Below are 9,756 nucleotides of genomic sequence, written 5' to 3'. Positions count from 1 at the left end.
GACTTCACGGCCTCGAGGCTGGACTTCGCGTTTGAGTCCTGCGAGTAGTTGTACGAGGCGCCGATAGCGACGCCGATGCCTGCCAGAACGAGCACGCCGATAACGAGCGCACCGAGAGACTCGGAGATGCTGGTGGAAAGGCCCTTCTTGCCGCGGAGGACGTCCATAGTGGAGGACGGGCCACCAATCTCACAGAGATCCTGGTTGGTCACGTCCGAGGTTGCCTTGAACAAATTGCCACTTCCTTTTTTGTGCGGGGTACTCGGTGCGTGAGAGCGATCTGGGTTTCCAAATCGACGGACTCTTACGGCTGAGGTGTGCGCTTGCTGTGTAACTGGCGAACTTAAAACACTTAGCTCGCTCGTTAGTCTATAGGTGTTTTTCCTCGTTTATCAACGAAATGCGCGTTTCTGCACCCTAGATGTGCACCGGAAAGGCGATTGAAGCGACGAGTGTCGCGAGGGCCATTGCCGGGACGTGAGGGAGGGCCAGCGGCGCTTTTCGGAGCCGCGTATTGACAGCGAAGAACGTCTGGTGGAGAACGATCGCGCAGGCAATCCACCACAGCCCGATAATCGGGTTGCTCAGGCCCAGAACGAAGGCCGGCACGATGGACAGCTTCACGTCACCGCCGCCCATGATTCCGCGCCGACCGAGGCCGAGGTAGACCGTGAACGCAATGCCTGCTGCGAGTAGTGCGCCGACCCACTGCTGCGGGTGGACGCCCTCGAGACCCGCGCCCACGACCGCGATGCCGAAGAGTGCGGCGGTGGCGTAGTCCTCGACCTCGCGCCGCCACACATCCAGGGCTGCGAGCACGAGCATGCCCACGATGACCACCGAAATGGTCGTCGTGGGTACAACGTTCTCCGGGCTGCCCATCATGAGACCCAGCAGGAAATCAGTCATCAGCCGATGGTCGCGATCATCGTCGGGATGAAGGTCAGGATCGGGCTGATGATCAGCATCACCAGGAGGATGACCACGATGACGACGGCACCTTCGGTGAGCGGGCCGACGCGGTCAGCGAACCGGGTCAGTCGCTGCTGCGCCTTGGTGTGGAACGTTTCGGCCAGCTCGAACAGAATCTCGATCCGGCGGGTGAGTGAGCTCGTGGTCTCGATGCGGTTGCGGAAGTTCCACGGCAACATCTCGGTCTGTGCGACGTCACCGAAAGCGACCAGGCCGACGCGCTGGCGGCCGACGTGCTCGTCGACCCAAGCCTTCAGTGCCCGGTTGCCACAGGCGCGCCCTGCGGTCTCCAGGGCTTCGATTTCGGACATACCCACGTTCAGGCACGCGGCCAGGACGTCGCAGAAGCGCGCCGCCACGGACATACGGGTGATCTCGCCGATCAGCGGCATCTCGAGTGCCCAGGTGTCGCTGATGGTGGCCATCCGCTCGTTGTTCTTGCCGATGATGGCCCAGAAGAGCTTCCACACCACGATGAAGATGATGACGGCGAGCAGGCCCCACTTCAGCCATGAACCGACGCTGATGATAATCACCGTGGTCGGGGGAATGGCAGCACCGATGCCGGTGAACATGCCTGTGGTCATCGGCAGCAGCCACTGGATTGACGCCAGCGTGAAGAGCAAAAGGAAGAATGCCATGAAGCCCGGCTTGAACAGGGCGTTCTTGATCTGCGACTTGATGTTGTCGGCCTCAACGATGATGATCGCGGCCTGGCGAAGGTTGCGGTGCATGTCTTTCGGCATCTTCGCGGCGCCAATGAGCTCACGCACTACCGGGGGGAAAGCGTCTTCCTGGTCGGCCATGGCTGCACCGAGAGTCACGCCGCGGTCCAGCAGCATGACCACTCGCTCGTACGCCTCGCCGATGTCATAGTTCGAGTACTGCTCCGCCAGCGCTTCGACGGACTTACGCTCGGACTGCCCGTTCTCGAGCATGGAGGCCAGGTCAGTGAGGGTCTCCGCGACCTCGTCCGGCCGGGCCCGCTTTCCGTTGAAGACCGTCAGGAACGGCTTCTTCGGGATCACGATGTTGTCGTCGTCCGTGCCGTTGATGCGCATGGCCGCGGCGTCGGCTGTGCGCTCCTTCAGCAGAAGCGCCTTGTCGGCCTTCCTCTGCTCCTTCTTGCTGAGCTTCTTCGGCGGTTTCGGCTCGGGAAGCATCTTCACCGGTGCAGCAATACCCTGTTCATCGACCGGCGCCTTGGCCTTGGACTTCTTGGCCGGCTTGACTGCCTTGGCCGCCTTCCGGGCAGCCGGCTTCTTGTTCGCCGGCGTGCTGATCGCGCCCGGTGCTCCCACCAAGAACGTAGCGTTCGCGCTCGGCTGCCACCCTGTGACCGGCGCAGCGGCGCCGGTGTCAGGCGAGGTATCCGTGTTGACCCCGCCCGCCTCGGCCGTGTCATCGGCCAGTGTGAAAGTGTTGCTCATTGCTGTTCCCCCTGCGATCAAGTGCAAAAAATGATTGGCCGTGCTGCTGTGGCTATGGCTATGCTGCGCTGGGCACACGGACACCCACGAGCGTGAGCTTCTCCTCGAAGGCATGGCGGTCGCGAGCTGTTGAGTAACCCGACTCGAGCGTGATCTCCTCTTTCCGAACGAGGGTGGCCAAGGCCTCCTCCATCGAGATCATGCCGTCGGCTTTGCCCGCGGTGCTCAGGAGCAGCTGCTGGATGTACTTGGTGTCGTTGCTGCGGTTGCCGGAACCGCGCAACAGCTCGGCGAAGGTCGGTGTGTTGAAGGCGATCTCCTGGGCCAGAGCCATGCCACCGCCCGGCTTGGCGATCAGGTTCTGCGCCACGATGCCCAACAGGCTCTGGGCCAGCTGTGTCCGAACCAGGCCCTGTTCCTCTGGCGTGAACATGGACACGAACGAGTCGACGGCTTCTGCAGCCGTACCGGCGTGCATCGTGCTCACAACGAGGTGACCCGAAGACGCGGCCAGCAGTGCGGAGCGAGCCGTCGCGGTGTTCAGGATCTCACCGACGACGATGATGCGCGGGTGTGAACGCTTGGCGTTCTCGACACCCTCTGCAAACGAGCCGACGTGAACGCCGATCTCACGCTGCACCACGAGGCTCTTGCCCTCCGGGTACACGTACTCGATGGGAGCCTCGAGCGTGTAGATGGAGGTCTCCTGCGTCATGTTCACGAGGTTGTTCAGCGCCGCGATGGTCGTGCTCTTGCCCGAGCCCGTCTGGCCCACGAGCAGAACGAGACCAGACGGGCGTCCGATCAGGTTCACCACCGGGCTCGGCAGTCCCAGCTGCTTCGTCGTGGGGATGTCGCGCGAGATGATCCGCATGGTGCCTGACAGCCCGCCGAGCTCCTTGCGGATCGTCAGGCGGCCGCGGTAGCTGCCTCCCTGGTCGAACGAAGCATCCGCCTGACCGTGCTCGTTGATCTTTGCCATGCCTCCGACGATGACGTTGTCAATGAGGCTCTGGATCAGTTCGTCACCCTTGAAGGGAAAGTTCTTGATCTTGCGGGTTGCCTTGTCCTTGACGTAGTAGGCCCCACGATTCGAGGTGAGCTGAATGTCCGAGGACTTGAAGTCGCCGTACTGATCGAGCATCTCGGAAATCGTGCTCAGTGCGTTAGACATTGCGTACCACCTTGCGTACCTCTTCGAGTGTTGTGATTCCATCGGAAACGAGTTCGGCGACCGTTTCCTTGAACGTTGTCGATGTGGCTGCTGCGGCAGACCGGATGTGCGTGCGTGACGTGCTTTCGATCAGCGCATCGGTCAGCTCATCCGAGTTGGCCGTGACCTCGTGGATCGGGTATCGACCGGAGAACCGGTTCGTGCCGGGGATCAGCCGCGGCACCAAACGCTGGGAGACGACCCCGTTGACGGATTCCAATACCGACAGGGGCGTGTCGTCAACCATGCTGATCAGCCGGAGGAACGCACTCACGTTGTCGGTGGCGTGAATCGTGGCGATCACACGGCGGCCGGACTTGGCGATCTCCACGGCGGCCGTGGCCGTCGCGCGGTCGCGGATCTCACCCACGAAGAGCACGTTGGCGTCCGAGCGCACGAGGAACCGCATCATGTCGCCGAATCCAGCGCCCTCCACTTCCTCCTGCACCTCCATCTGGGAGACGCCCGGCATGACGCGTTCCACCGGGTCTTCCAGCGTGATGATGACGCCGTTGTCCTGGTCACGCAGATACATCAGCGAACTCTGTGACGTGGTGCTCTTGCCCTCACCGGTCGGACCGGCGAAGAGTGTCATGCCGCCGGGGATGTCTAGGAGCTCCTTCGTGGCGGTGAGGTTCTTCGCCGTGAAGCCCAGCTCGTCCAGCGTGCGCAGCCGGCCGGTTTGCGGCAAGCGGAATACGAGATGCTCCCCACCGTCGAAGAGTGGAAGTCGCACGGCGCGGGCACGGTAGGGAAAACCGTCGATGGGCAACGCGTAGCTACCGTCCTCGGGGACCTTGTTCACGTCGGTCGCCATCTTCGCCCGCGTTTTGAGGAGCGTGATGATCTTCTTGGCTTCGACGCCTTCATACTCGTGGACAAGCTGTTTTTTGCCGTCGACCCGGGCTTCAAGCCTGAGTCGGCCATCCGAGCCCGACATCATCATGTGCACGTCGGAGACGCCGTGTGCGACCAGGTCACGAAATACGTCTGAGAAATCGAGTGCATCGCGCCGGGTGATGACCTCGCTCAGGGGCGTGACCAGTTCGGCGTGCATGGGTGCGGCGTGAACCCTGGGGGCCGCAGCGGGAATTCGCTCTGGTGACAGGCTTCCCAGCGGTCGAGCAGCGTTTGGCGAAAGAGACGGTGTGGACGGTGCAAACGGAGCGCCGAAGCTAGGTGCTGGCGCGGTGCGCGCTGACGGGCGGGTCGCAGGCGAGGCGGTCGGGGTCGTTGCGGACGCCGGGCGATCCCTCTCCGAAGAAGCCGCGCTCGGGAAGAGCGCCCTTCTCTTCGGCTGAGCGATGTCGTTGCTCATTGTGGCCTTTCTGCGAATGTAAATGGGTCTTTCTGCGTGGCACTTGCGCATCGACATGGAGGTGTCTCTGCACCCCCAATCGTATCGTTATTTACTCGTAAATGTGCAATTATGCGCTTTTCGCCATGACCCCCGAAGGGGAGTATTCGGGGCCGTTTTGCCAAATTGCGACGGGTCCGCCACTGCGTTCCGGCATCGCGCCAGCCTCCCGACAACCGGGGCAGAAATGCACTGGCAAAGCACATCGCCCGCACCGGGTTCCCGTGTGCGGCAGCGCTGCAAATCAAGAACAAGCCGTTGCAGCAGAGCTGCCCCCGGGGGCTTCATCGAGACGTCTCTCGACACTGCACCTGCTGTCGTGTCGCGCGTCATCGCGCGCGTCATCGCGTCCATCACGTCGCCCGCACACAGCCCTGTTCACCCCTACGTCACCGCATCCGAAAGCGAGCGCCTCTGTCATGTCTAAGACCCCCAAAACCCTCGTCGTCGACGAGACACCGCACCTGACCGACTATGCCGTCGCCCCAGGTGAGTTCCTGGCGGAGTGGATCAGCGAGCAAGCGCCCTCCCCGCAGCCCATCGCCGAGCGGCTTGGCTTCAGCGGCGATCAGCTCGACGAGATCATCACCGGGCGCGTACCCGTCACCCGCGAAACGGCACACCGCCTGGAACGGGTCGTGGGCATACCCGTCGACGCCCTGCTCCGGTACGAGGCCGCCTATCGGGCCGATCTGGCACGACTGGCCGGCTGAGCAACGAAACAGCAATCAACCACAGAGTGCTGCGACTCATCGCAGCCGGGTATCTCCGTGAGAAGAAAAGACCTCTTCCTCCAACCTCTGTCGCGAGACTCCGAAGACCCCCAACTGCCTCTGCAGTGGGGGTCATCCTCTCGTGACCCCTCGCGTTTCATCCCGCGCCACTCACTGAAGGAGCACGCCATGTTCATGAACCTCTTCGAGGCCCCCGAGGCCGAAGCTGCCCGCCTGGCCCAGTCTCCTGTCAGCTCGATCAACCACACGCTGTCGACGCTGCCGGTGAACATCGACAGCTACCTCCAGGACCTCATCATCCAGATGCCGCGGATGCACCCTGACGACACTTACACAGTGATCGTCGTGCCGTTCGAGCCGGTCAAGCTGAGCGCCGAAGAGATCGCCGACCGGGACGAGCTCCCCCGCAAGCGCCACACCGGCTGGTGGACCTGCCTCGTGGTCGCCTCCGACCACCCGAGCTACCCGGTCGGCGGCCACCGCCTCAGCGTCCCTGCTGCCCAGCTGGTCCGCGGTACGCAGCGCACGCTGGCGCTCACCGTCTAACTGCACGCACTTCTCGCCATACCCCGATCTCAGGAGCCAACCCCTCATGGAATACAGAATCGACCCCGCGTCCTACTCGCAGATCTCGGGCATGACCTACGCCGAAGCCGTCACGTCCGTGATGGCGCGCTCTGACCTGAGGGAAGAGCAGGCACAGGCCGTCATCGACATCAAGCAGTTCGCGGCGCCCCGTGCCCCCGAGTTCGACGAGATGGCAATCGACGCCGAGTGGGCCGCGTTCGACGCCCTCGGCGGCGGCGAAACCGATGAACGAGCTGCGTTCCGCGCGGGCGTCTTCGCGGGTGCGCGCCTCGCAAATTCTCAGCACGTCCTCTGACGCCGTTCGCGGCGCACACCCCCGTTCAAGAAAGCGAGTCACCTCATGACCACCGCCACCTCACCCGCAACTGCCTCAGCCAACGCGCCGCTGCGGCTCGAAAAGGACTTTCCGCGCACCGCGACCGTCACCCTGTTCGCCCCCAGCGGTAGGTACTACAAAACGGAGTCGTGGCGCCGCCCGTTCGGGGCAGTCCACCCGAGCGAGATGAACGCGAGCCCCGACTTCCACCAGATCAACGGCGGAGCCATCCTCGTCGAGACCGACGCGGGCACAGAGTTCCCCGAAGACGAGAACTGGGGCTTCCCCCACATCATCATGGTGTCCGCACTGGCCCTCGCCGTGCGCGCCGGAAGGGTGCAACGATGACCACACAAATCATCCCGTTCCAGACCGCCGTGACACGGCCGCTCAGCCTCGTCGTCGAATGGGACGCGGCGATGAACCGACTGCGCGTCGAGGATCCCGATACCAAGGCGACGCTCGCGGTCTACAGCAACGGAGAGGTCTACCGGGTCATGCCCGAGGCCCCTGCCGGGCACATCGTCATTACGGTCGGCGACGAGATGCCACGCATCGTCGAGGACCTGGTCCGCGCCGGCGTCATCCGCGTCGTCACCAAAGTCCACGACAGCGTGTTCCACAACACGGTCGTCACCGCCAAAGTCCTGGTCTAACCACGACTCCAACCCCACCGAACCGCCCAAACCGACTCAGTCAGGAGCACACCGTGCTGAAAAACATCATCAAGCGCTACCGCTCGACCAAGTACACCGTCCTCACCCTGGAGCCCCTCGAGGGGCTCCACACGGCGTCCGACGCTCAGATCGAGGACGAAATACAGATGCACTACATCCGTATGCGATCGCTCTTCTCCGACCTCGGCTACCGGCCGCGCGGGCTCGTCGCCGGCATGTACAACGACGGTGTCAGCGCGCGCGCGACCGTGCGCGTCGCCTCGGAGCAGGAGATGTCTCACCTGCTCGCAGCCATCAATATGCGTCTGAACCCGAGCAACGATCCCGTCAGGCAGATCGCCACCGTCGACCGACTGGACCCTCGTCACCGCCACCTGGTGCCGAAGATGTCGTGGCTGGCTGCGTAACCCGCACGCCGCGCTGAGAGCACGCCCTTCGGGTCCATATCGGAGACCCATCGTGCAGACCTTGTTCGATCTGGGTGTTGCCAGTGCTGGCGCCGAAGGGTGGTGACGGAAGAAGTGAAGGGCCAGTGGCGATGCTGCTGGCCCTTTCGTCGACCCTGAGCCACCCCGGCAGCCGCTGGTCTCACCAGCATTTCGCATGATCACGACCGCTGAATCACGACCACCAACACTGAACACAGAGGAGAGCACGCCATGACCGAAACACTTCTGAGAGAGGCCACCGCCTTCTCGAACACCCCCGCGTACAAAGCCTTGACCGAACAGCAGAAGACCACCTACGTCCGCAATGACGCCGTCGGTTTCGGCTATGCCTGGGGCCGCTTGGACCAGGGACACCCCGCGATCGTCTCGCTGAGCAAGATCCCTGACCTGGGTATCCGGCCGGCTCAACCGTCCACCACGGATACCGCGTGGGCGTTCGGGAGCCTCTACGCACAGATGCTGCTGGAACTGCACAGCCCCGTGCACCCCCGCACGTCAGGATTCTCCGTGCAGGGGGCCTGGGACATCTTCGCCAAGACCGGTTGCCCCGAGGGCCACCTGCCTCACCGGCTGAGCTGAGTCACGCGAGCTGATTCATGAGCTCGCGTGACTGCGCGCTTTGCGTCTTAGAAAGGCGTCTCATCGCTGAAGTTGCCCGGGGTATTCCACACGTCTCCGCCGGCGCCTGCGCTCACGGATGCCGGTGCTCCGCCGGGGGCTGTGGTTGCCCAACCGTTCTGAGCACCGCCCTGAGACGGCTGCTGTCCGCCGTGACTGTTGCTGCTGGCCGCGCGCGTCAGCGATGCCGTGGCGTACTTCAGCGACGGGCCGATGTCGTCGATTTCCAGCTCGAAGCTCGTGCGCTTCTCGCCTTCCTTCGTCTCGTACGAACGCTGCTTCAGTCGTCCGGTTGCGACGACCCGCGCGCCCTTCGTGAGAGAGCCGGCGACGTGCTCGGCGAATTCGCGCCAGACGCTCGCGCGGAGGAACAGCGCGTCGCCGTCCTTCCACTCGTTGGCTGCCCGGTCGAAGTTGCGAGGGGTCGACGCGATGGTGAAGTTCGCCACCGCCAGACCGCCTTGGGTGTAGCGGAGTTCTGGATCGCTGGTGAGGTTGCCCACCACTGTGATTACCGTTTCGCCTGCCATTGGATTCCTTTCCGTGCGGTCGAGCCGCGGTTCGTATGTGATTTCGGCGTGCTGACGAGGGGCCACACGAGGCGGCACAGACGGCGCGAACGATTCCGCGTTGCAGGGTGCGTGGGATCTCTGGGTACTGAGACCGGATGCCACAAACGACGCCCCGCCGAGGCTGCTGCGCTGACCCACCCCGCACAACTGCCTACCCCATTCTGCACGAATATCAGAGAAAAAGGAGACATGGCCATGAGCCCCGTCCGCCCACCTGCACTCCCCATGCCGACCAAGGCTGAGGTTCTTGAACTCGTTTCTTTCCTCGCCGCCAACGTTGCTGTGTCCCAGGAAGACGGTCACCCCGAGAAGGCCGATCGCTACCAGGCGCTGCTCGACACCGTGAAGGCCCTGGCCGAGCGAGCTGTTGACCTCGTCGATGTCAGCCGCGTTGTCATCGTGACCCAGGGCGCGGGCCGGCTTTACGACCGCGGCGCGCTCTACAGCAACGGATGCGTCGCCGAGGTCCAGGATGACGGGCGCACGCTGAAGCTGATTCCGACGCCCAGGCCCGGATCGTTCATCTGATGCGCGCACTCCTCCGGCGCTATTTCGCCAGCAAAGACTGGCGGGAGACCTGGATCATGGGGGTGTTCACGGGCGTGACGCTGAGCCTGATAAAGGCCGGTGCTTCGTTCTTCCTCCAGATCGAACTGCCCGCAACGGCGAGCTGGATAATCACGGCCGTCATCGTCGTTGGCGGGCGCTGCGTCGTGGATCTGGTCCAGCGCAACCCACCTCCCGAACCGACCGGTGATCCCGATGACGTGGACCCCTGACGCACGATCACGATCCACCGAACGGCCGCCGGCTACCTCAACGAGAGCCGG

15 protein-coding genes are annotated in these 9,756 nt (G+C 63.4%); 9 read left to right on the top strand and 6 right to left on the bottom strand.

Annotated elements, in window-relative coordinates:
• From MQH31_RS18405 to MQH31_RS18385, 5 genes are all read right to left on the bottom strand, one after another.
• The coding region (locus MQH31_RS18405; protein WP_243013273.1) for a hypothetical protein at positions 1–212 on the bottom strand (212 nt) is incomplete at its 3' end.
• A 205-nt stretch (positions 213–417) separates the two neighbouring features.
• Positions 418–909, bottom strand: coding sequence for a prepilin peptidase (locus tag MQH31_RS18400; protein WP_243013272.1), 492 nt, complete (start codon positions 907–909; stop codon positions 418–420).
• Entirely contained in the window at positions 909–2,402 is a 1,494-nt protein-coding gene (locus MQH31_RS18395) for a type II secretion system F family protein (RefSeq protein WP_243013271.1), read from the bottom strand. Before MQH31_RS18395 ends, MQH31_RS18400 begins: the two co-directional genes overlap by 1 nt.
• Positions 2,403–2,460: 58 nt before the next feature.
• Positions 2,461–3,576 carry a type IV pilus twitching motility protein PilT gene (locus MQH31_RS18390; protein WP_243013270.1) on the bottom strand — a complete coding sequence of 372 codons (1,116 nt, stop codon included), beginning with the start codon at positions 3,574–3,576 and terminating at the stop codon, positions 2,461–2,463.
• Positions 3,569–4,672, bottom strand: a complete 1,104-nt coding sequence (locus MQH31_RS18385) for a GspE/PulE family protein (RefSeq protein ID WP_243013269.1) — start codon at positions 4,670–4,672, stop codon at positions 3,569–3,571. The genes MQH31_RS18390 and MQH31_RS18385 overlap by 8 nt, the downstream gene beginning before the upstream one ends.
• A 719-nt stretch (positions 4,673–5,391) precedes the next feature.
• Between MQH31_RS18385 and MQH31_RS18380 the strand changes: the two genes are divergently transcribed.
• The 7 genes from MQH31_RS18380 (at position 5,392) to MQH31_RS18350 (ending at position 8,315) form a co-directional block, all read left to right on the top strand.
• A complete protein-coding gene (locus MQH31_RS18380) occupies positions 5,392–5,685 on the top strand; it encodes a helix-turn-helix transcriptional regulator (RefSeq protein ID WP_243013268.1) in 294 nt (97 codons plus the stop codon).
• 189 nt (positions 5,686–5,874) lie between these two features.
• Positions 5,875–6,252 carry a hypothetical protein gene (locus MQH31_RS18375; RefSeq protein WP_243013267.1) on the top strand — a complete coding sequence of 126 codons (378 nt, stop codon included), beginning with the start codon at positions 5,875–5,877 and terminating at the stop codon, positions 6,250–6,252.
• Positions 6,253–6,298: 46 nt separating this feature from the next.
• Positions 6,299–6,589, top strand: a complete 291-nt coding sequence (locus MQH31_RS18370) for a hypothetical protein (protein ID WP_243013266.1) — start codon at positions 6,299–6,301, stop codon at positions 6,587–6,589.
• Positions 6,590–6,634: 45 nt separating this feature from the next.
• Entirely contained in the window at positions 6,635–6,958 is a 324-nt protein-coding gene (locus tag MQH31_RS18365; RefSeq protein WP_243013265.1) for a hypothetical protein, read from the top strand.
• Positions 6,955–7,266 carry a hypothetical protein gene (locus MQH31_RS18360; RefSeq protein WP_243013264.1) on the top strand — a complete coding sequence of 104 codons (312 nt, stop codon included), beginning with the start codon at positions 6,955–6,957 and terminating at the stop codon, positions 7,264–7,266. Before MQH31_RS18365 ends, MQH31_RS18360 begins: the two co-directional genes overlap by 4 nt.
• A 53-nt stretch (positions 7,267–7,319) precedes the next feature.
• Complete coding sequence (locus tag MQH31_RS18355) at positions 7,320–7,694, top strand: hypothetical protein (protein WP_243013263.1); 375 nt, start codon at positions 7,320–7,322, stop codon at positions 7,692–7,694.
• Between the two features lie 252 nt (positions 7,695–7,946).
• Entirely contained in the window at positions 7,947–8,315 is a 369-nt protein-coding gene (locus MQH31_RS18350; protein WP_243013262.1) for a hypothetical protein, read from the top strand.
• 47 nt (positions 8,316–8,362) lie between these two features.
• On the opposite strand, the gene MQH31_RS18345 is transcribed toward MQH31_RS18350, so the two are convergent.
• Complete coding sequence (locus MQH31_RS18345; RefSeq protein ID WP_243013261.1) at positions 8,363–8,884, bottom strand: single-stranded DNA-binding protein; 522 nt, start codon at positions 8,882–8,884, stop codon at positions 8,363–8,365.
• 237 nt (positions 8,885–9,121) lie between these two features.
• Here MQH31_RS18345 and MQH31_RS18340 point away from each other — a divergent pair, with 237 nt between their 5' ends.
• Positions 9,122–9,454: a hypothetical protein gene (locus MQH31_RS18340; RefSeq protein ID WP_243013260.1), complete on the top strand. Its 333-nt coding sequence runs from the start codon at positions 9,122–9,124 to the stop codon at positions 9,452–9,454.
• On the top strand, positions 9,454–9,705 hold the full coding sequence (locus MQH31_RS18335) for a hypothetical protein (protein WP_243013259.1): 252 nt from the start codon (positions 9,454–9,456) through the stop codon (positions 9,703–9,705). Before MQH31_RS18340 ends, MQH31_RS18335 begins: the two co-directional genes overlap by 1 nt.
• The last annotated feature ends 51 nt before the right edge of the window (positions 9,706–9,756 follow it).

This window comes from Cryobacterium zhongshanensis (assembly GCF_022760445.1).
GTDB classification, from domain to species: domain Bacteria; phylum Actinomycetota; class Actinomycetes; order Actinomycetales; family Microbacteriaceae; genus Cryobacterium; species Cryobacterium algoricola.
The sequence above is the reverse complement of the archived record's forward strand: the minus strand, read 5'-3'. Positions and strand labels throughout refer to the sequence as shown.

Coding starts and splice junctions, on each gene's coding strand:
- MQH31_RS18360 (WP_243013264.1), top strand. CDS start 6,955: ATGACCACACAAATCATCCCGTTCCAGACCGCCGTGACACGGCCGCTC.
- MQH31_RS18375 (WP_243013267.1), top strand. CDS start 5,875: ATGTTCATGAACCTCTTCGAGGCCCCCGAGGCCGAAGCTGCCCGCCTG.
- MQH31_RS18380 (WP_243013268.1), top strand. CDS start 5,392: ATGTCTAAGACCCCCAAAACCCTCGTCGTCGACGAGACACCGCACCTG.
- MQH31_RS18370 (WP_243013266.1), top strand. CDS start 6,299: ATGGAATACAGAATCGACCCCGCGTCCTACTCGCAGATCTCGGGCATG.
- MQH31_RS18395 (WP_243013271.1), bottom strand. CDS start 2,402: ATGAGCAACACTTTCACACTGGCCGATGACACGGCCGAGGCGGGCGGG.
- MQH31_RS18345 (WP_243013261.1), bottom strand. CDS start 8,884: ATGGCAGGCGAAACGGTAATCACAGTGGTGGGCAACCTCACCAGCGAT.
- MQH31_RS18390 (WP_243013270.1), bottom strand. CDS start 3,576: ATGTCTAACGCACTGAGCACGATTTCCGAGATGCTCGATCAGTACGGC.
- MQH31_RS18400 (WP_243013272.1), bottom strand. CDS start 909: ATGACTGATTTCCTGCTGGGTCTCATGATGGGCAGCCCGGAGAACGTT.
- MQH31_RS18350 (WP_243013262.1), top strand. CDS start 7,947: ATGACCGAAACACTTCTGAGAGAGGCCACCGCCTTCTCGAACACCCCC.
- MQH31_RS18385 (WP_243013269.1), bottom strand. CDS start 4,672: ATGCACGCCGAACTGGTCACGCCCCTGAGCGAGGTCATCACCCGGCGC.
- MQH31_RS18365 (WP_243013265.1), top strand. CDS start 6,635: ATGACCACCGCCACCTCACCCGCAACTGCCTCAGCCAACGCGCCGCTG.
- MQH31_RS18335 (WP_243013259.1), top strand. CDS start 9,454: ATGCGCGCACTCCTCCGGCGCTATTTCGCCAGCAAAGACTGGCGGGAG.
- MQH31_RS18340 (WP_243013260.1), top strand. CDS start 9,122: ATGAGCCCCGTCCGCCCACCTGCACTCCCCATGCCGACCAAGGCTGAG.